This window comes from Serratia sp. CoH_122_TC_1 (assembly GCF_058191755.1).
The window spans coordinates 541,492-561,072 of sequence record NZ_JBXWLA010000001.1 but is presented as its reverse complement, the minus strand read 5'-3'; the positions used below and the strand labels follow the sequence as shown (position 1 = coordinate 561,072).

Below are 19,581 nucleotides of genomic sequence, written 5' to 3'. Positions count from 1 at the left end.
GCGCCGATGTCTTTAACTGTCGTGCGTGCGTGCGGAGATACACACCGCAGTGGAACCCAGTATGGGCCAACCCGACCGATCACGGCGGCTGCAGGTGGCATTGGCACGGGCGGAGTTCAGATGTATGCCGGTTGGCGTTACCCGACTATGAGCGATTACAGCTTCCTTAACTGGCCTGTCGAGAAAGACTGGGCGTGGCCGTTTGAGTTCTGGCTGGACTGCAATGAAACGCAAGATAGCCCGCGTAATGTGGCGATTGAAGTTTTCAACCGACCTGTTGGTTTCCTTGGTGCGGGAGCCTACCCGATCCATAAACGCAAACAGATATTGCCTGAGCTGTCAGAACTGTCAGAGTCTATCCTCGAATTCTGGGACGATGCTGCAAAAATGCCGGACTACTATGACTACTACGTTGCGAAGGGAGGGACAAAAACGTCGTATCACCGCCCGTACACGACAGAGATAATCAAATTCATTCGTTACAGAAACAGCACGTTCCAGAAGTTGTTTGGCGATTTCAAGAATTACTTGAACGCGAACTTTGGCCCACTGGCAAACCTCGGTGATAACTACCTTTCCGAACGCTATGGGCTTGAATTCGCGGCAACATGCGTCATCCCCCCCTTGCAGTGGATGTATTTCACCGCAGTGAAAGAAAATGATGCTGCTGCAGTTACCGAACTGAAAGCAGGCATCAAAAACTTTGCTGACGCTTTGGTTGACCGATACAACGCGATAGGTGGCATTCCGTTGCGGGGTAAATCCCCAACTGATATCGGTAACTCAAACGCAATGGGCATGCGTGTGCTGGGTCTGGCAATTTATGCGGGACTGGATGTGGGGAACGTTTACAAAAATACGTTTGCTGGTGTATTGAATCGCCTATCAACGGTATACCAAGTCATCCCAGGTATTGTTACCGATAGTCAGAATGCATCTCCTGCGACTGATTTGTGGTTGCCGTACCAGTCATGGATCGGTTATTTCCTGGCATTCGCTTACAAGCTGGTTGGTCGCAATGATCATCCGGTTGATAACGTGAATTTGTTACTAAGGGCGACATCTGGTGCAGGTGCGCTGCGTGAACTTGACTATTGTTGGTCTGAGTCACGGCGCGGTCAACCACCAACAGTTGCATGGGTAATGGCGATACTGCTGATGGATAACCGACAATCAACGGTAAATGCTGCCGTGTCACTTTCAGAGACGTTCAAGGCTGAGTTTGGGCCACGCCCTGGTTATCCAGGCAGGTTCTATGGCTACAGCAACAACTCGTCGGAAGATTCAGAAGGCAAGGGCCGTCCAGGTACAAACATTCCGTATCTTGCGGCAAACTTGAGCGACCTGTGGTTGTATTACTATTTCTACCAGGGTTCGCTATAACATTACTGCCGGGATGGACCCTGGCTATTTGTACAGCGTGGCAAAGTCGAAAGCGAGAGCTGCTTCAATAGCAAAGCCCTCCGTTTTGAATGGTATTTCTGAAACTATTTGCCAGCGCTGATTGTGCAATGTGTACAACCAGTGCTGGTGTTCTTCATCCTCGCGAATAGCGAACATATAAGAACTATTCCGGTCAGATTTTGGGTACCGTTCGTTTTCGGTTAGAAAGAATATCTGCCTAGCATTTATGGTGACACTACCCATTACTTGTCCTTAGCCATCTGCAGCGCCGCGAACTTATCATGTAACGATTTCGGATACAGCTCAGTATAGACCTGCCAAAGCGTATTAAGATTTTTATGGCCCGTCACTTGGGCAACCTCTTCGATGCTAAAACCAGCCTCAAAAAGCCTACTGGCTCCCTCTCTTTTAAGATCGTGATAACGTAGATCATCAATCCCAACTTTCTCTTTTACTTGTACAAATGCTGCGCTAATTGATTTTTCGTTAAATGGAAAAATGAACTTTGATGTTTTTTTCTGACGCATGGCAATTTCCCAAGCCTCTCCCAAAAGAGGGACGCTCATATGGTTTCCGACCTTCTTTCTGGGATCCTTCCTGTCCCTGACCAATACTGACTTTTGAACATAGTCAACATCATCCCATTCTATGCGGCAAACTTCGCCAATACGCATACAAGACAGTATGGAAAAATTAAAGATATCTAAAAATGGAATCCTTGCGCGAGGGTGTTCCTGCCTTTTCAGAAGGGCCTCAGTGATAACTTTGATCTCATCCTTATCTGGCCTGCGTGAACGCCTATTCGATTTCGAAATTAACCCCATGTTAGACAGCAGGGGTCTTGCCTCATCGATCGGGTTGTTGGTGTAGTCAATTCCATATATTGGCTTGGCAGCTTTTAACACTGTACCGAGGTAACTCAAATCATGGGATACTGTTGATGGTGATGTCCCCACAGCAACCCGGCGCCGGCAGTGATCAATGATGTCGTTTGCTTGCAGCTTTGAAAGAGTTGAAGTGCTCAGTTCTGCCGTAAGCAATTTTGTAAGAGTGGTTTTTTTGTCCTTCCCAGCCTTACCGCCTGTTTTCGGATCATCGATGTATTTTTGAATGAGTTCAGCAACGGTGATCCTGTCAGCATCACTGGCATTGGGAATACCATTCTTTTCCAACTCTGCTACCCGGTTAATACCCCACGTCTTGGCATGCGCTTGCTTAGTGAAAGTTCTGTTTTCACGAAATACGTAGCGGCCTTTTTCACGCACGCCTACTGTGCATCTATACCTGGTAGTGCCGTCTGCCTTGGTTCTTTTTTCGATGCTGTAATAGGCCATAGAGTAATCACTTTGTGGGGTGTTTTGGGGGTGCTGTTAGGGGTGCTGATTATGGGAAAATACATTAAAGCTGATTGTAATGCATTAAAATAAAGCAATTTAATTAGTGTATTACATGTTGATGTGATTGGTTTTTATATGAAAATACTGTATTTGCATACAGTTATGAATCCGATGGTACACCGGATAAGCGATGGATAAAACCGCACATATTTCATCTATAACACAGGGTTGTTATGTCACGGATGTGAGGTAAGCTAGGGGAAACCGAAAAACCTGAAACCGGTTTCTCTTTTACCCTATGCAAGGAGAACACATGAAGCAAATCGTTTATGTCGCCAGCCCGGAGAGCCAACAAATTCACGTGTGGCAGCTCAGCGATACAGGTGCGTTAGCACTGTTGCAAACCGTTGACGTCCCCGGTCAGGTTCAACCGATGGCGATCCACCCGGACAGAACACACCTGTATGTGGGCGTGCGTCCGGCTTTCGGTATTGTCAGCTACCGCATTGAGGCGGATGGCATGTTGCAACAGGCCGGTATGGCACCGCTGCCAGGCAGCCCGACCCATATTTCTACCGATTTGCAGGGACGTTATCTGTTCTCCGCATCCTATAGCGGCAACTGCACCAGCATCAGCCCGATCGGCCATGACGGCGTAGTGGTGGCCCCTATCCAGCAGATTGATGGTTTAACCGCGCCGCATTCGGCGAATATCGACCCGACCAATCAGCTGCTGTTGGTTCCCTGCCTGAAAGAAGATCGCATCCGTCTGTTCAATCTGGATCAGCAAGGCACCTTGACGCCGCATGCTCAGGAAGCCGTAGCGACTGCCGTTGGCGCTGGTCCGCGTCATATGGCATTCCATCACAATGACAAATATGCCTATTGCGTCAATGAGTTGGATGGCACCGTGGATGTGTTCGCCATCAGCGAAAACGGCGGCAAATATACTCTGGTGCAAACTCTGGACATGATGCCGGCTGATTTCAATGGCACCCGCTGGGCGGCAGATATTCATATCACGCCGAACGGCCGTTTCCTGTACACCAGTGACCGCACTGCCAGCATTTTGACGATTTTCAGTGTGTCCGAAGACGGTAGCACCCTGTCGGTCGTGGGCTACCACCCGACCGAAGAGCAGCCGCGCGGTTTCAATATCGATCACAGTGGGCGCTTTGTGATTTCGTCCGGTCAGAAGTCCGATCATATTGGGGTGTATGAAATCGATCAGGCCAACGGCAAGCTGACTACCCTGGCGCGGTACCCGGTAGGTAAGGGCCCGATGTGGGTCAGCATAGTAGATACCCGTCATACTTGAAGTTGCCTCTGTGTTGGCTGCGTTTGCTCACCCCAGTCACTTACTTGAGTAAGCTCCTGGGGATTTACAAACTTGCCGCGTTACTCGGCAAAGCCTCGCCCCGTTGGGGCCAGCGCAAGCGCTGTTCAACTAAGCCGTGGCTTTGTTGTGATGCAACTCCAATTATTTGGGGTATAGAAAAGGAATATTACGCAAGGTATGACAGGTGGTGATGTAGATTGGCTTTTGCAGTCTCATCTTCATCATATCTATGTCGAGCCAACATTCCCATCGGGGCGGGTATATCCGCCCCGAATCAAATCAGCTGTACGTCACCGTCAGCGTGGCGCTGCCGAGGCTGTGGAAGTGCACGTTAAAGCCGACCAGTGCACCGCTGGAGCCCTCATCCACCTCAATGTTTTCTACATCCAGCGCATGTACAGTGAAGTGGTAGCGGTGGCTTTCGCCCTGTGGGGGAGCCGCGCCGCCATAACCGGCGGAACCAAAATCGGTACGGGTCTGGATAGCCCCGGCCGGTAACCCCCCTTTGCCTGAGCCTGCTCCCTGCGGCAGTTCGCGCGCCGTCGCGGGGATATTGGCGACCACCCAGTGCCACCAGCCAGAGCCGGTCGGCGCATCGGGATCGTAAACCGAAATCACAAAACTCTTGGTGCCTTCCGGCACGCCATCCCAGGCCAGATGCGGAGACAGGTTATCGCCGTGATAACCCATGCCGTTAAAGACCTGAGGCTCCGGCATTTTTGCGCCGTCCTGCAGATCGTTGCTGTACAAACGAAAAGCCATGGTGACTCCCAGTTGTCGGTAAAAGCAGAGCCCCTAAGCTAGATCGTTTTGCCGCAACAACACAAGCATCATTGTATCTCGCCAGCTGTGTCACCAATGGGTTACCATAATTAACGCCGAGGCTACAAACTCGACATCTACAATTCACAGAACGATATAAAGTAACCATGATTTCATTAAAAAAACGCACGCCGTGGTTTAGCTGGCTGCGCCGCTGGGCCAAGGGCATTAAGCGCGACATTTATGCACTGTGGTTGGCGGCCCGTGACCGGCGCACGCCATGGTATGCAAAATTGATTGCCCTGTTGGTTGCGGGTTATGCCGTGTCGCCTATCGATCTGATCCCGGATTTTATCCCGGTGTTGGGCTATCTGGACGACGTGATCATCGTGCCGCTGGGCATCATGCTGGCGGTACGCCTGATCCCCCGGCCACTGATGGCGGAATTTCGTGAGAAAGCACAGCGGCGTATCGATAATCCTACCGGCCGCATGGCGGCAGCCATGATTATTGCGCTGTGGGTGTTATGTCTGGTGATGCTGGCCCGCTATTTGGACCAGCATTGGGAATCGATTACTGCACCGCTGCCGTGATGGCGGAGGTCAACTGGCTGAGCTGATCGGGTTCAATGATGTATGGCGGCATCAAATAAATCAGTTTACCGAATGGCCGGATCCACACGCCACGTTCAACGAACCCACGCTGTAGCTGTGCCACATCTACGGATTCACGCATTTCCACCACGCCGATAGCCCCCAACACTCGCACATCCGCCACTTTTGGCAGTGACTTCAGCGGTAATAGCTGCTGTTTCAACTGGGTTTCGATAGCGGCGACCTGCTGTTGCCAGCGATTTTCCGCCAGCAGTGACAGGCTGGCGTTGGCCACCGCACAGGCCAGCGGGTTACCCATAAAGGTGGGGCCGTGCATAAAGCAGCCTGCCGCGCCGTTACTGATGGTTTCCGCCACATGGCGGGTGGTCAGGGTGGAGGACAGCGTCATATAGCCGCCCGTCAGCGCTTTGCCCAGGCACAGAATATCCGGCACCACGTCGGCATGCTCACAGGCGAACAGCTTGCCCGTGCGCCCGAAGCCGGTGGCGATTTCGTCGGCAATAAGCAGCACTTGATGGCGATCGCAGAGTTCACGGACTCGCTTGAGGTAGGTCGGATGGTAAATACGCATGCCACCGGCCCCCTGAACCACGGGCTCCAGGATCACCGCGGCCACTTCTCCGGCGTGCTGTTCCAACAGCGCGGCGAACGGCGCGATATCATGTTCATCCCAGGCTTGGTCGAAACCGCATTGCGGCGCAGTAGCAAACAGGTGTGGCGCGAGGTAGCCTTGGTACAGGCTGTGCATTGAATTGTCAGGATCGCACACCGACATCGCACCGAAAGTATCGCCGTGATAGCCATGCCGCAGGGTCAGAATACGCTGCCGCTTTTCCCCACGCGCCTGCCAATATTGCAGCGCCATCTTCAGCGAGACTTCCACCGCCACCGAACCGGAATCGGCCAGAAACACACACTGCAACGCTTCCGGCGTCATATCCACCAGCTTGCGACACAGAGCAATCGCAGAGGGATGGGTAATGCCACCGAACATCACATGTGACATTTTTTCCAGCTGCTGCGTGGCTGCCTGATTCAGTTGTGGGTGGTTATAGCCGTGGATTGCCGCCCACCAGGAAGACATGCCGTCAACCAAACGACGGCCATCTGCCAGTTGTAGCTCAACGCCGCTGGCGGACTCTACGGGGTAACAGGGGAGCGGATGGCTCATTGACGTGTACGGGTGCCAAATATGGCGCTGGTCAAATTCGAGGTCGGCAGCAGTGATAGACATACTTGTAAACCAAATCGTTTTCGTAATGGTTGACAGTATATCCACAATATCTAAACTGACGACACTTTTTTTATTTTTGGAGACGCCGTGATGGCCGATCGCATTCACTGGACAGTGGGTCTTGCCCAGACCCTGTTTGATAAACCCCTGCTTGAGCTGTTGTTTGAAGCACAGACTGTCCACCGCCAGCATTTTGACCCGCGTCAGGTGCAGGTGAGCACGCTGTTATCAATCAAAACAGGTGCCTGCCCGGAAGACTGCAAATATTGCCCGCAAAGTTCACGTTACAAAACGGGCCTGGAGTCTGAACGGTTGATGCAGGTGGAGCAGGTGCTGGAGTCTGCACGTAAGGCCAAGGCGAATGGGTCGACGCGTTTCTGCATGGGGGCGGCGTGGAAAAACCCGCATGAGCGCGATATGCCTTACTTGCAACAGATGGTGCAAGGGGTGAAGGCGATGGGCATGGAAACCTGCATGACGCTGGGCACGCTGGACGGCACTCAGGCGGAACGGTTGGCAGAGGCGGGGTTGGACTATTACAACCACAACCTGGACACCTCGCCGGAATTCTACGGCAGCATTATCACCACCCGCAGCTACCAGGAACGTCTGGATACGCTGGGCAAGGTACGCGGAGCGGGCATTAAAGTGTGTTCTGGCGGCATTGTTGGGTTGGGCGAGACGGTTCGCGACCGCGCCGGGTTGTTGGTGCAGTTGGCCAATTTGCCAACCCCGCCTGAAAGTGTGCCGATCAACATGTTGGTGAAGGTAAAAGGTACGCCACTGGCGGATAACGAAGACGTCGATCCTTTTGATTTTATCCGCACTATCGCGGTTGCACGCATCATGATGCCGGGTTCATACGTACGCCTTTCTGCCGGGCGTGAGCAAATGAACGAGCAAACCCAGGCGATGTGCTTTATGGCTGGTGCCAACTCCATCTTCTATGGCTGTAAATTGCTGACGACACCTAATCCGGAAGAGGATAAAGATCTGCAATTGTTCCGTAAGCTGGGCTTGAACCCGCAGCAGACCGAAACCGAGCATGGCGACAACCAGCAACAAGAAGTGCTGGCTGCACGACTGATGCAGGCCGATACTGCTGAGTTCTATAACGCGGCGCTGTAATGAGCTGGCAACAACGAATTGAACAGGCGCTGGATGAGCGGCAACAGAGTGCTGCTTATCGGCGCCGGCAGGTTAATCAGGGCGGCAATAGCCGCCATATTCAGCTTAACGGCGAGCGCTACCTAAATTTTTCCGGCAACGACTACCTTGGCCTGAGCCAGGACGCGCGAGTGATCGCCGCCTGGCAGCAGGGCGCGCAGCAGTATGGTGTCGGCTCTGGCGGCTCTGGCCACGTAACGGGGTTCTCTGCGGCGCATCAGGTGCTGGAACAACAATTGGCGGAATGGCTCGGCTATCCCCGTGCGCTGCTGTTTATTTCTGGCTATGCCGCAAATCAGGCACTGCTTGCGGCGTTGATGCAAGCGGAGGACCGCATTTTAGCGGACCGCCTTAGCCATGCCTCGCTGTTGGAAGCCGCGGCGCATTCTCCCGCCCAGTTGCGGCGTTTCCGCCACAATCAGCCGCAAGCATTAGCCGATTTGCTGACGAAATCCTGCGGTGGCCAAACGTTGGCGGTCACTGAAGGCGTTTTCAGCATGGACGGTGACAGTGCGCCATTGGTAGAGCTGCAACGTTTGACCCGCCAAGCGGGCGCCTGGCTGATGGTCGACGATGCGCACGGTATTGGCGTTCAGGGTGAACAAGGGCGTGGCAGTTGCTGGCAGCAAGGGGTGCGACCGGAATTGCTGGTGGTCACCTTTGGCAAAGCTTTTGGCCTCAGTGGGGCAGCCGTGCTGTGCGATGAAGCCACGGCCGAATACCTGCTGCAGTTTGCCCGCCATTTGATTTACAGCACGGCAATGCCACCGGCACAGGCCTGCGCACTGCAAGCGGCTTTGCACTGCATCCAGCAGGGCGACGAACTACGCGCCAGATTGCAGGACAACATTCAACGTTTCCGCCAGGGGGCAGCTCAGTTATCGCTTACCCTGACGGCGTCGGTTACTGCCATTCAGCCGCTGCTGGTTGGGGATAACCAGCGTGCACTCGATCTGGCACAGCACTTGCGTGCGCAAGGCCTGTGGGTGAGTGCTATCCGTCCGCCAACGGTGCCGCCAGGTAGCGCGCGTCTGCGCATTACCCTGACGGCGGCACATCAAGCGCAGGATATTGACCGGTTGTTGGAGGTATTGCATGACGTCAGCGTTTGAGCCGGTTAATAAGCACGCCGTAGCCTCGGCTTTCAGCCGTGCGGCGGGCAGTTATGACGCTGCAGCGGTGTTGCAACGTGATGTTGGTGAGCGCTTGCTGGGGATGGGGCAGGAGCACCGCGGTGAGCAATTGCTCGATGCGGGCTGTGGCACCGGTCACTTCAGCCGTCGTTGGCGTGCATTGGGCAAACAGGTCACTGCGCTCGATCTGGCTCCGGGCATGTTGGCGTTTGCTCGCCAGCAACAGGCGGCGGATCATTACCTGCTGGGGGATATCGAAAACGTACCGCTTCCCGCGGAGGCAGTGGATATGTGCTTTAGCAGCCTGGTCGTCCAATGGTGCAACGATCTGCCGCGTGCGTTAGCGGAGTTATACCGCGTCACGCGCCCAGGCGGCATGATTCTTTTTTCAACCCTGGCGGCTGGCTCGTTACGTGAGTTAGGCGACGCCTGGCAGCAGGTGGACGGCGAACGCCATGTGAATGATTTCCTGCCGTTGGCGCAGATCGCGTCGGCCTGTGCAGACTATCGTCACCGTCTGGACGTGGAATGGCAAACCCTGAACTATCCGGATGTCATGGCGCTGATGCGATCGCTCAAAGGGATCGGGGCGACCCATTTGCATCAAGGCCGCGAGGCCGGGCTGCTGTCTCGCCGGCGGCTTGCGGCCTTACAGGCGGCCTATCCCTGTCAACATGGGCTATTTCCGCTGAGTTATCATCTGGTTTATGGAGTAATTTATCGTGATTAAGCGTTGGTTTGTCACCGGGACCGATACCGAAGTCGGCAAAACGGTGGCGAGCAGTGCCTTGCTGCAGGCCGCCAATCTGGCGGGTTACCGCACTGCGGGTTACAAGCCGGTGGCTTCCGGCAGTGAAATGACTGACGAGGGATTGCGCAACAGTGATGCGTTGGCATTGCAGGCTAACAGTGCGGTGGCGCTGAGCTACCACGAAGTGAACCCTTACGTTTTTGCCGAACCGACGTCACCGCATATTGTCAGCGCTGATGAAGGCCGACCGATCGAACTGGCGCAGCTTTCTGCTGGATTACGTCATTTGGAACAGAAAGCAGACTGGCTGCTAACGGAAGGGGCAGGGGGCTGGTTTACACCACTTTGCGAGCAATATACCTTTGCGGACTGGGTACAGCAGGAACAGCTGCCGGTGATTTTGGTGGTGGGTATTAAACTGGGCTGCATTAACCATGCAATGCTGACCGCGCAGGCGATTCAGCAGGCGGGGCTGTCGCTGGTCGGCTGGATTGCCAATGACGTCAGTGCGCCGGGCCGCCGGCATCAAGAATATCTGACTACGCTGCGCCGCAGGTTGCCTGCACCGTTATTGGGCGAGATCCCGCATCTGCCTGAACCTGAACGACAAGCGTTGGGGCATTACCTGGATTTGAGCGTTTTATCCCTTTGAGTGTTAAATCCTCCGTCCATGGACTCGCCATGGACGGAGATAACCTGATTTACTGTTTTACATGGCGGTGATGCAAGCATTATCGAGGTAAAGCACCCCGTTTTTCGCTAACGCATACAAATTGAAAGACAAGATGACATGGGTTGCCCAAACCGGCACTTTTCGTCTGTTGCTGTTAAAACGATACTCTTTGAACTCGGCATAGTCAGTGACCCTGAGCGTGCCGTCCCAGGCGGCGGTATCCGATTTGGCGATGATTGATACGCCGTTGCCTTCCGTTTCCTGAATGCAGGCGTACTGGAGTGAGCTATAGATATTGCTGGTGCCGCCATTCAGTATTTTCATCGTAAAACAGGCACCGAGTTGTTCATATTGCGAAACGGGAACAACCAACTGCACGCCCGCCCTGGAATTGGTATTGCCCAGTTTGGTCACTTTTAGTGCATTGCTGCCGTTAATGCCTGCCCCTGATTCGATGGCGAGAGTAATGGCATCTGAAGTGAAAGGATCGTTGATATTACCGCCGGAGACTTCCCAGCCAAAGGGTTTGGTGGTAAATGAAAAATTGCCGTCCTTTATTTTGTTATTGTTCTCGGTGGTCAAGGTTTGAATACCGGCACCCGCGCCGCCGCCGTCGAGACGGCTATTGCTAATCACGAAGTCGCCGGTGCCGCCGAAATAACGACCGGTCAGGGTTCTTACCCCATAGAATTTAACGTTTTCGACAATGATTCCGCTGCTACCCGTTTCGGCGTAAAAACAATAGTCTTGAGGCAAAGAGCCTTTCAGCGTGATGATCTCTCCACCTTGAATGAGTAATGAAGCATTCTGGTTAGCACTACAGCGGAATGGGATATCTGTGATTAGGCTGTTTTCATTGTTGAACTCGATATGACAGCCGTGCAATTCGACGCTGCCGGCTTTCACATTCACAATGGCACTGGCGTAATCTATTGATGTGCCAAAGAAACGAAATGCACCGTTAGGATTCTGGTTGCCGATAGCAAGCCCTTGCGAATTACCAAGGGTACCGCCAAAGAAATTGATACCTTCCCCAAAGTTTTTAGCCCCAGAGTCAGCGTGTGGCATATGCACGCATTCAAAGCAGCGGACGATCTCACAGGCATAGTGATGTCCAATATAGGCGTTGGTACCAAAATACATGCCGTAATAAAAACCGGAAATATAAACGCTGCTTACGGCGAAGTTTCCCAGCAAACTTTCCGGTGATTGAAAAATGATCCCATCAATAAAATTATACACTGGAGGCTGACCCTCCACTTCGGGTTGTTTTGCTCCTATTCCTTTGACAGTAAAGTTTTTCAGGATAGGTGCTGGACGAATGGGGATCCCATTATCCAATGCGAGAGACGTTGCGTAGCAACGCATAAAATAGTTGTGATCGCTTTCAGTACCACCTGGAATATTAGTGGTAATTTTTACGCCATTACCGTCGATATAAACGAAGCCTACGTCGATATCGGTCTTGGGCGCGACCCATTCCTCAAAGGGCGCAGTGAATTTGACGATTGCTGGTCTTTTTAATGTGTCTTTAATGAAGGTTTGCGCTTTGATCAGTTCGTCACGTGACTTGACGTAAATGCCTTCCACATCGAGGCGTTCTTTTAACGTCCAGTGCTTATTGTCCAGATCGCTATATTGAATAAATTGTGCGTCATTATCAGCCATGGTCTAACCCTCAATTCAAGTTTAAATGGTGTGAAAACCCGTTGAATATGAAGGGAAGGCTTGGCAGTCGCCAGACGGCATGGTTCTGTCAGTGTTGGTACAACAGCGGGTGTCCTTAGCAAAGCACCCGTTCTCGATCTTCAATAAGAAGTGGGGCGAAATATTTCACGCCCCGCCTGTCACACTGCCAAATAGGCATTGATCAATTCCTCATCCAACTGTTCCAGTGTGCCATCTGCCACACTGCGTCCCTGATCCATGAGGCAAAAACGATCCGCTACGCGACGAACAAACGGCAGTTTGTGCTCGACTAACAGGATAGTCATACCCAGTTCGCGGTTAAGTTTACGAATCACGTTAGCGATGTCGCCAGCGATCGTCGGCTGAACGCCGTGAGTGGGTTCATCGAGTATCAGTAACTCGGGTTCCAATACCAGGGCACGGCCAATCGCCAGCTGTTGTTGTTCACCGTCGCCTAAGTCGCCGGCGCGGCGACTGCGCATTTCCCGCAGGTTGGGGAACAGGGCGTAAATCAATGGCGGAATACGGCGGGTCTTATCGCGGCCGGCCATGAGTGCTACCTGCAGATTTTCTTCTACGCTGAGCTGAGAAAAGATCTGCCGGCCCTGGGGTACATAGCTGATTCCCAGAGCGGCTCGGGTTTCAACCGGTTGCTGTAATAGATTCTGCGGAGGTTCGCCGGCCAATTGCCAGGTCATGCTGCCACTGACGACAGGCAAGTGACCCATAATACAGTTGACCAGTGTGGTTTTTCCCACGCCGTTACGGCCAATCAGCACCGTACATTGGCCGCGTTGCAGCTCAAGATTGATGTCCCAAAGGGTGTGATTTTGGCCGTAGAACTGATTTACTGCCCTTAAACTCAACATTTGGCATTTCTCCTCAAAGACCTGTATTCCACTCGTGGATGTACGCCCCCTTGGGGCGCTGGCGGAACGTCCCCTCAACGGGCCGCGCTGTTCGCACCGGGTAGTGCGACAGGACGACCGGCGCAGGAACGTTAATCGAACTCTCTACTTCCTTGTTTTTTCCAATCCTTGTTGCCGTTTCCGCGTTTGCGGTTTCTTTCCCGAGTGTCTTAATGTCCAGAATAAAATGCTGTTAAGCTACCTTTAATGAGGTAGTTAGGTTCAGGCTTAAATCAGCAATAGGGAGCCAAAAATGGCGACTAATAGCTGTTTATCAGCGTTCTTTTGTTTTTTACACGCAAATGATGGCTATTTCGTGCTGCCTTTTGAGTGAACGGATAGCCGATCATTTCCCCGTTCATTAGTGGATATTTATCCCGGTAGTTATTGGGTATGCAAAGGTAATGCAAGCTATGGGCCAACTTTTGAAATCAGTTAAAAATGAGGGATTGTTATTGCCTTGTTAACGGCTGGCCGGGCTAAGGCAAGGGTGTTGAACAAGTGAGAAAAGCGGGGGAAAGTTAACGCGGACGATTTTTGCACTCTTCCAGTGCTCTGCAGAATGGTTATGGTGCAAGCTGTTTCGGCGGTTGTGGAAAGATGCAACAGGTGACGGCAACAATGAGATAAATCTGTTTTTGGCAATGGGGCTTTTTAGCATTAATCGGCATAAACAAAGCGATATTTCTGTGAAAAAATAACTAAAAAAGCCGTTCAGGCAATGAGAAATGGCAAAAAGCGTTCTTTCTGCAACTCCCGTCGCTGGCGGGGCGGTGAGAGTTATCCACTATTCCTGTGGATAACCTTGTGCATTAGATTTAGAAAAGCGGTTTGAAGCGAGAGCTGACGCGGGTTCTGTTCGCTTTGTCCGCAATCTCGTCTTTTTTATAAATTAGTTATTTATCAATAAATTAACTAAAATCAAGCGGCCAATGTATTGATGAAGTCTCTATGTATGATTTTTCACCGCAGTGCTATCAATAAGTTAATTCGTGGCGGATTTTGGGGATAAATCTGTTATTGACAATAAAAATGTCACGCCGCTGTAACCCTGCCGGTGCATTCCGCCTGGTTTGACGCACGCTAAACAGACGAATCGCTTGAAGCTGGTTTTATATCCAGTATCATAGGCACTGGCGAAAATCGCCGGGGCTTTCCATAATTAGAGGCCATTCATCGAGCATCAGCTCTATGGCCGCCTGAGCGCGCACATCTCCACAGGGTAGCCGAGTCAATGAGTAAAATTTTCAAACTGCATTCTGATTTCAAACCGGCCGGCGATCAGCCGCAAGCCATCAGTAAGCTGGAAGAGGGCCTGGAAGACGGCCTGGCTCACCAGACGCTGTTGGGCGTTACCGGTTCGGGTAAGACCTTCACTATCGCCAATGTGATCGCCGATCTGAACCGGCCAACCATGGTGCTGGCACCCAACAAAACGCTGGCGGCACAGCTTTACGGCGAGATGAAAGAGTTCTTTCCCGAGAATGCGGTCGAGTATTTTGTTTCTTACTACGACTACTACCAACCCGAAGCCTACGTCCCGAGTTCCGACACGTTTATTGAGAAAGACGCCGCGGTGAATGAACACATCGAACAAATGCGCCTTTCTGCGACTAAAGCGTTGCTGGAGCGTCGTGATGTTATCGTGGTGGCGTCGGTGTCCGCGATCTACGGCTTGGGCGATCCGGATCTGTACCTGAAGATGATGCTGCATTTGACCAAAGGCATGATTATCGATCAGCGTTCGATTCTGCGCCGCTTGGCAGAGCTGCAATATACCCGTAACGATCAGGCCTTCCAGCGTGCAACTTTCCGCGTACGTGGCGAGGTGATCGATATTTTCCCGGCTGAATCAGACGAGTTGGCGCTGCGCATTGAGCTGTTTGACGAAGAAGTTGAACGGCTTTCGCTGTTTGATCCCTTGACCGGGCAGATCGAGCAGATAGTGCAGCGCTTTACCATTTATCCAAAGTCGCACTACGTGACGCCGCGTGAGCGGATCCTGCAGGCGATGGAAGAGATCAAAGTGGATCTGGCCGAGCGGCGAAAGGTGTTGCTGGCCAACAATAAACTGCTGGAAGAACAACGTTTGACGCAACGCACCCAGTTTGATCTGGAGATGATGAACGAACTGGGCTATTGCTCCGGCATTGAAAACTACTCGCGCTATCTGTCAGGGCGTGGAGAAGGTGAGCCGCCCCCAACGCTGTTTGATTATTTACCGGCGGATGGCCTGCTGGTGGTCGACGAATCCCACGTCACCATTCCGCAAATCGGGGCCATGTTCAAGGGCGACCGTTCGCGTAAGGAAACCTTGGTCGAATACGGTTTCCGTCTGCCTTCGGCACTGGACAACCGCCCGCTGCGTTTTGAAGAATTTGAAGCACTGGCTCCGCAGACGATTTATGTGTCAGCTACGCCAGGCAAGTATGAGCTGGAGAAATCCGGTGATGACATCATCGATCAGGTTGTGCGGCCGACTGGGCTACTGGATCCTCAGATAGAAGTGCGGCCTGTGACGACGCAGGTGGATGACCTGCTTTCCGAGATCCGTAAGCGGGTGGCGATCAACGAACGCGTGTTGGTCACCACCTTGACCAAACGCATGGCGGAAGACCTGACGGAATACCTGGAAGAACACGGTGAGCGCGTACGTTACCTGCATTCGGACATTGATACCGTAGAACGTGTCGAAATCATTCGTGACCTGCGCCTGGGCGAGTTTGATGTGCTGGTGGGTATCAACTTACTGCGTGAGGGGTTGGACATGCCTGAGGTGTCACTGGTGGCGATTTTGGACGCCGATAAAGAAGGCTTCCTGCGTTCTGAACGTTCGTTAATCCAGACCATTGGCCGTGCTGCGCGTAACCTGAACGGCAAGGCGATTCTTTACGGCGACAGAATTACCGACTCAATGGCCAGGGCGATCGGCGAGACTGAACGCCGCCGCGCCAAACAGCAGGCGTTCAACGAAGAAAACGGCATTGTGCCACAGGGCCTGAACAAGAAAATTTCCGATATTCTGCAGCTGGGCAAACCGGGTAATCGCGGTAAAGGCCGAGGGAAGGGCAAGGCGGCGGAAAATACCGAGCAATACCAGAACCTCACGCCGAAAGCGCTGGATCAAAAAATCCGCGAGCTGGAAGCGCAGATGTACACCCACGCACAGAACCTTGAGTTCGAACAGGCGGCGGGCTTGCGCGACGAGATTCACCAACTGCGCGAGCAGTTTATCGCTATTTCGTGACCGGTTGGGGCGCCGCGGAGCGCGGCGCTGCCAAACATAAAGTCCTTGTCGCTCCCGCCAAAGCTGATTATGGTGTGCGGCCAATTCACTACAACGAGCTACCGATCATGACCGAACACCAGTCCAAAGACCCGCTGCACGGCGTCACTCTGGAACAACTTCTGAATAAACTGGTGGAGAGCTACGGTTGGTCGGGGCTGGCTGAACGCATTCGCATCAACTGCTTCAGCAGTGATCCCAGCATTAAGTCCAGCCTCAAGTTTTTGCGTCGTACCCCTTGGGCGCGCAAGCAGGTGGAAGATCTTTACATCGACATGATCGAAAAAGCCGCCAGCGATAACCCGTGGTTGCGTGGCGGCAAGTAAGTGCTTAGGCGCGGGTGCCTAATTCGATCAACGCCTGATCCAGCGCCTGGCGCAGCAATTGACGATCGTGGCGGTAGGGGATATCGGTCGCTTCCAGCGGTTGTTTGATCACCACGCGATCTTGCACTTCACTGGCATCCACCGAGGGGCCGACAATCAGCGCGTCGATCATCTGGCGACCAATCTTCTCTTCCATCAGCTCCAGCTTATTTTTCAGCGTCAAGGCTGCAGCCGCGACGCTCAGTTCCCGTCCCAGGTTACCGATATAAATCATATTGGCGCTGCTGCGGCGCAAGGCCTGCGTGAGGTCATCAAGCAGCAGCAGGGGCATCAGGCTGGTCAGGAAGCTACCTGGCCCGATCAGAATCACATCGGCCTGTGCAATGGCATCCAGCGCTTCGCGCGTCGCGTTGACGCGCGGTGACAGCATCAACTCTTGCGGCATGTCGGTCAGTTGATCGACATTCACTTCACCGTAGACATGGTTGCCTTCGTGGTCGTGCGCCATCAGATCCACGGGCTGCTCGGACATCGGGATCAGGGCTGCATCTACCTTCAGTAAGCTTCGCACCAGATTGATCGCTTCCAGTGGGCGAACGCTGAGGTGATCCAATGCCTTCAGCATCAGGTTGCCGAGGTTGTGTCCCGAGAGCTCACCATTGCCGCTGAAACGATATTCAAACATGGCGGAAGCCACGCTCGGTTCCGTGATCAACTGATTGAGGCAGTTACGGGTGTCGCCCCAGGCGATGCCGCCTTCTGAACGTCGGATACGGCCGGTTGAGCCGCCGTTATCGGTGGTGGTGACAATACCGGTTAAACGGGATCCTAAAGACGACAGGGAAGACATTACGCGGCCCAGGCCATGGCCACCACCTAATGCCACCACCCGATCGAGATCGGCCAGGGTACGATTACGCATAAATTTCCTTACAAAGGGGCTTAACTGCCCGCATAAAGTAGCGGATTTGGCGCAAAAACGCGAAAAAGAGTGTGATTCACGTGATTCCGGTCAATTCGTCTGCGTAAAGGGCGTTTATCATGGTTTATCAGATTTGGAGCCGCCTAAAATCGCTGTATACACAATTATATAGCGAAATTGCGCGTTGGCTATCCAGTTTGTTTAGCGCTAGAATTCTGATGAAAACCACGGTTTCGTTCCGGCTACTCAATCAGTAGGAACTGAAACCAAAACTCCTAGCCTCTGGGCCTACGTTGTTCTCGCGGATGATATGGCGCTTTGGCCGTGGCGAAGTTAGCCACCAGGGTGCAGAGTGGAAACGCTCGCGCCTCCCGACTTTGGAAGGTGTTATGGTGCCGCAACTCATTGATGCTTATGAGCGTAAGTTCTATTACTTGCGCCTGTCGATTACCGACGTGTGTAACTTTCGTTGCACCTACTGCCTGCCGGATGGCTATCGTCCTAATGGTAGCCCAAAAACCTTCTTGTCACTGGATGAGATCAGACGTGTTAGCCGCGCATTCGCCGAGCTGGGCACAGAAAAAGTGCGCCTGACCGGCGGCGAGCCCTCGCTGCGTCGCGATTTTACCGAGATCATTGCCGCCGTGCGTGAAAACCCGGCTATACGCCAGCTTGCCGTGACCACGAATGGCTACCGTCTGGCGCGCGACGTCGCCGGCTGGCGTGATGCCGGCCTGACGGCAATCAACGTCAGCGTCGACAGCCTGGATCCCCGACAATTTCATGCCATCACCGGCCAAGATAAATTCCGTCAGGTGATGGAGGGTATCGATGCCGCTTTCACTGCCGGTTTCAACAAGGTCAAGGTTAATGCCGTGCTGATGCGTGATGTTAACCATCAGCAATTGGGTACCTTCCTGCACTGGATAAAAGACCGCCCAATCCAACTGCGTTTTATCGAACTGATGGAAACCGGCGAGGGCGGAGAACTGTTCCGCAAACACCACGTGTCTGGCGATGTGATTCGCTTACAGCTGGAGCAGCAAGGTTGGCAGCGCCAGCCACGCGGCCGTAGCGACGGTCCGGCCCAGGTGTTCAGTCACCCGGACTATCAGGGCGAGGTGGGCTTAATCATGCCGTACGAGAGAGATTTCTGTGCCAGTTGCAACCGACTGCGGGTGTCCGCCATCGGTAACCTGCACCTGTGTCTGTTTGGTGAACAGGGCATTACCTTGCGCGATCTGCTGGCGGATGACAGCCAGCTTGAGGAATTGAAGGATCGCATTCAGGGCGGGCTGCTGACCAAAAAGCAAACCCACTTCCTGCACCAGGGCAACAGTGGCATCACGCAAAACCTGTCGTTTATCGGCGGCTGATACCCGGCATATTTCAAGCCGCAGCCTTGTTGGCTGCGAGCGTGCACCCCAGTCACTGACTTGAGTCAGCGCCTGGGGATTGACGCACTGGCCGCCGAGCTGCAACTTGAAATCTATTGGGTATCCTAAACAGGAGCATATTGAACAATGAGTCATGCCAGCAGTGAATTCATTCCGGCACATATCGCTATTTTGACCGTTTCAGACAGTCGTGGTGAAGCAGAAGATACCTCCGGCCAATACCTGCAGGAAGCCGCGCTTGAAGCGGGGCACCAGGTTGTGGATCGCGCCATCAGCAAAGACGACATTTATCAAATCCGTGCACAAGTTTCCGCGTGGATCGCCGACGAAAAAGTTCAGGCAGTGCTGATTACCGGCGGCACCGGTTTTACGGCCCGTGATAACACGCCGGAAGCCCTGTTGCCGCTGTTTGATCGTGAAGTGGAAGGGTTCGGCGAGCTGTTCCGCATGGTGTCTTATGAAGAGATTGGCACCGCCACCATCCAATCGCGTGCCTTGGCTGGGATTGCTAACCAGACGGTGATTTTTGCCATGCCTGGATCGACCCGGGCCTGCCGTACGGCCTGGGAACGTATTATTGGAGAGCAACTGGACGCACGCCACCGTCCGTGCAACTTCCTGCCACATCTGAAGAAATAA

Annotated in this window: 17 protein-coding genes and 1 riboswitch; of the genes, 11 read left to right on the top strand and 6 right to left on the bottom strand. The window is 53.2% G+C overall.

The genetic code is table 11. The annotated features are described in order from the left end of the window. Positions 1 to 1,383 (top strand): hypothetical protein (locus AC2FC2_RS02570; protein WP_490658661.1); only part of this gene is annotated, 1,383 nt, incomplete at its 5' end. Positions 1,384 to 1,646: 263 nt separating this feature from the next. On the opposite strand, the gene AC2FC2_RS02565 is transcribed toward AC2FC2_RS02570, so the two are convergent. Then, positions 1,647 to 2,738, bottom strand: coding sequence for a tyrosine-type recombinase/integrase (locus AC2FC2_RS02565; RefSeq protein ID WP_490658660.1), 1,092 nt, complete (start codon positions 2,736 to 2,738; stop codon positions 1,647 to 1,649). 316 nt (positions 2,739 to 3,054) lie between these two features. Between AC2FC2_RS02565 and pgl the strand changes: the two genes are divergently transcribed. Next, entirely contained in the window at positions 3,055 to 4,059 is a 1,005-nt protein-coding gene (gene pgl, locus AC2FC2_RS02560; protein ID WP_490658659.1) for a 6-phosphogluconolactonase, read from the top strand. A 300-nt stretch (positions 4,060 to 4,359) separates the two neighbouring features. On the opposite strand, the gene AC2FC2_RS02555 is transcribed toward pgl, so the two are convergent. Beyond that, positions 4,360 to 4,842 carry a kinase inhibitor gene (locus AC2FC2_RS02555; RefSeq protein WP_209632188.1) on the bottom strand — a complete coding sequence of 161 codons (483 nt, stop codon included), beginning with the start codon at positions 4,840 to 4,842 and terminating at the stop codon, positions 4,360 to 4,362. Positions 4,843 to 5,009: 167 nt separating this feature from the next. On the opposite strand from AC2FC2_RS02555, the gene AC2FC2_RS02550 reads away from it, so the two are divergent. Further along, a complete protein-coding gene (locus AC2FC2_RS02550; RefSeq protein ID WP_265554270.1) occupies positions 5,010 to 5,435 on the top strand; it encodes a YkvA family protein in 426 nt (141 codons plus the stop codon). Here the strand turns inward: AC2FC2_RS02550 and bioA are convergent. Next, positions 5,416 to 6,690: an adenosylmethionine--8-amino-7-oxononanoate transaminase gene (gene bioA, locus AC2FC2_RS02545; protein WP_265554266.1), complete on the bottom strand. Its 1,275-nt coding sequence runs from the start codon at positions 6,688 to 6,690 to the stop codon at positions 5,416 to 5,418. The two genes, AC2FC2_RS02550 and bioA, sit on opposite strands and share 20 nt — an antisense overlap. A 90-nt stretch (positions 6,691 to 6,780) precedes the next feature. Between bioA and bioB the strand changes: the two genes are divergently transcribed. From bioB to bioD, 4 genes are read left to right on the top strand one after another with little or no spacing between them, the layout of a single operon-like run. Further along, positions 6,781 to 7,818, top strand: a complete 1,038-nt coding sequence (gene bioB, locus AC2FC2_RS02540; RefSeq protein WP_209632191.1) for a biotin synthase BioB — start codon at positions 6,781 to 6,783, stop codon at positions 7,816 to 7,818. Next, the gene (gene bioF, locus AC2FC2_RS02535) at positions 7,818 to 8,969 is read left to right on the top strand and encodes an 8-amino-7-oxononanoate synthase (protein ID WP_209632192.1); all 1,152 of its coding nucleotides are present in this window, start codon (positions 7,818 to 7,820) and stop codon (positions 8,967 to 8,969) included. The genes bioB and bioF overlap by 1 nt, the downstream gene beginning before the upstream one ends. Continuing rightward, entirely contained in the window at positions 8,953 to 9,720 is a 768-nt protein-coding gene (gene bioC / locus AC2FC2_RS02530; RefSeq protein ID WP_265554262.1) for a malonyl-ACP O-methyltransferase BioC, read from the top strand. Before bioF ends, bioC begins: the two co-directional genes overlap by 17 nt. Further along, positions 9,713 to 10,393 carry a dethiobiotin synthase gene (gene bioD / locus AC2FC2_RS02525; RefSeq protein WP_404760135.1) on the top strand — a complete coding sequence of 227 codons (681 nt, stop codon included), beginning with the start codon at positions 9,713 to 9,715 and terminating at the stop codon, positions 10,391 to 10,393. The genes bioC and bioD overlap by 8 nt, the downstream gene beginning before the upstream one ends. 57 nt (positions 10,394 to 10,450) lie before the next feature. On the opposite strand, the gene AC2FC2_RS02520 is transcribed toward bioD, so the two are convergent. Together AC2FC2_RS02520 and AC2FC2_RS02515 are read right to left on the bottom strand one after the other, a co-directional pair. Then, entirely contained in the window at positions 10,451 to 12,082 is a 1,632-nt protein-coding gene (locus AC2FC2_RS02520; protein WP_209632195.1) for a hypothetical protein, read from the bottom strand. A gap of 179 nt (positions 12,083 to 12,261) precedes the next feature. Continuing rightward, positions 12,262 to 12,972, bottom strand: a complete 711-nt coding sequence (locus AC2FC2_RS02515; protein WP_209632196.1) for an ATP-binding cassette domain-containing protein — start codon at positions 12,970 to 12,972, stop codon at positions 12,262 to 12,264. A gap of 1,273 nt (positions 12,973 to 14,245) precedes the next feature. Here AC2FC2_RS02515 and uvrB point away from each other — a divergent pair. Both uvrB and AC2FC2_RS02505 read left to right on the top strand, forming a co-directional pair. Then, positions 14,246 to 16,258 carry an excinuclease ABC subunit UvrB gene (gene uvrB / locus AC2FC2_RS02510; RefSeq protein ID WP_209632197.1) on the top strand — a complete coding sequence of 671 codons (2,013 nt, stop codon included), beginning with the start codon at positions 14,246 to 14,248 and terminating at the stop codon, positions 16,256 to 16,258. 107 nt (positions 16,259 to 16,365) lie between these two features. Further along, complete coding sequence (locus tag AC2FC2_RS02505) at positions 16,366 to 16,623, top strand: VF530 family protein (RefSeq protein WP_209632198.1); 258 nt, start codon at positions 16,366 to 16,368, stop codon at positions 16,621 to 16,623. Between the two features lie 4 nt (positions 16,624 to 16,627). Here AC2FC2_RS02505 and yvcK read toward each other — a convergent pair whose 3' ends face one another. Beyond that, positions 16,628 to 17,545 (bottom strand): uridine diphosphate-N-acetylglucosamine-binding protein YvcK, encoded by a 918-nt coding sequence (gene yvcK / locus AC2FC2_RS02500; RefSeq protein WP_209632199.1) that lies wholly within the window; start codon positions 17,543 to 17,545, stop codon positions 16,628 to 16,630. 260 nt (positions 17,546 to 17,805) lie between these two features. Next, positions 17,806 to 17,948, top strand: a riboswitch (molybdenum cofactor riboswitch). On the opposite strand from yvcK, the gene moaA reads away from it, so the two are divergent. Beyond that, complete coding sequence (gene moaA, locus AC2FC2_RS02495) at positions 17,935 to 18,921, top strand: GTP 3',8-cyclase MoaA (protein WP_490658658.1); 987 nt, start codon at positions 17,935 to 17,937, stop codon at positions 18,919 to 18,921. (Overlaps the previous riboswitch by 14 nt.) Before the next feature lie 147 nt (positions 18,922 to 19,068). Continuing rightward, positions 19,069 to 19,581 (top strand): molybdenum cofactor biosynthesis protein B, encoded by a 513-nt coding sequence (gene moaB / locus AC2FC2_RS02490; protein WP_209632201.1) that lies wholly within the window; start codon positions 19,069 to 19,071, stop codon positions 19,579 to 19,581.

Excerpts from the sequence above, each read along its gene's own strand:
- bioF (WP_209632192.1), top strand. The coding sequence starts at position 7,818 with ATGAGCTGGCAACAACGAATTGAACAGGCGCTGGATGAGCGGCAACAG.
- AC2FC2_RS02555 (WP_209632188.1), bottom strand. The coding sequence starts at position 4,842 with ATGGCTTTTCGTTTGTACAGCAACGATCTGCAGGACGGCGCAAAAATG.
- bioA (WP_265554266.1), bottom strand. The coding sequence starts at position 6,690 with ATGTCTATCACTGCTGCCGACCTCGAATTTGACCAGCGCCATATTTGG.
- AC2FC2_RS02515 (WP_209632196.1), bottom strand. The coding sequence starts at position 12,972 with ATGTTGAGTTTAAGGGCAGTAAATCAGTTCTACGGCCAAAATCACACC.
- bioC (WP_265554262.1), top strand. The coding sequence starts at position 8,953 with ATGACGTCAGCGTTTGAGCCGGTTAATAAGCACGCCGTAGCCTCGGCT.
- moaA (WP_490658658.1), top strand. The coding sequence starts at position 17,935 with ATGGTGCCGCAACTCATTGATGCTTATGAGCGTAAGTTCTATTACTTG.
- uvrB (WP_209632197.1), top strand. The coding sequence starts at position 14,246 with ATGAGTAAAATTTTCAAACTGCATTCTGATTTCAAACCGGCCGGCGAT.
- pgl (WP_490658659.1), top strand. The coding sequence starts at position 3,055 with ATGAAGCAAATCGTTTATGTCGCCAGCCCGGAGAGCCAACAAATTCAC.
- bioB (WP_209632191.1), top strand. The coding sequence starts at position 6,781 with ATGGCCGATCGCATTCACTGGACAGTGGGTCTTGCCCAGACCCTGTTT.
- moaB (WP_209632201.1), top strand. The coding sequence starts at position 19,069 with ATGAGTCATGCCAGCAGTGAATTCATTCCGGCACATATCGCTATTTTG.
- AC2FC2_RS02505 (WP_209632198.1), top strand. The coding sequence starts at position 16,366 with ATGACCGAACACCAGTCCAAAGACCCGCTGCACGGCGTCACTCTGGAA.
- yvcK (WP_209632199.1), bottom strand. The coding sequence starts at position 17,545 with ATGCGTAATCGTACCCTGGCCGATCTCGATCGGGTGGTGGCATTAGGT.
- AC2FC2_RS02550 (WP_265554270.1), top strand. The coding sequence starts at position 5,010 with ATGATTTCATTAAAAAAACGCACGCCGTGGTTTAGCTGGCTGCGCCGC.
- AC2FC2_RS02520 (WP_209632195.1), bottom strand. The coding sequence starts at position 12,082 with ATGGCTGATAATGACGCACAATTTATTCAATATAGCGATCTGGACAAT.
- AC2FC2_RS02565 (WP_490658660.1), bottom strand. The coding sequence starts at position 2,738 with ATGGCCTATTACAGCATCGAAAAAAGAACCAAGGCAGACGGCACTACC.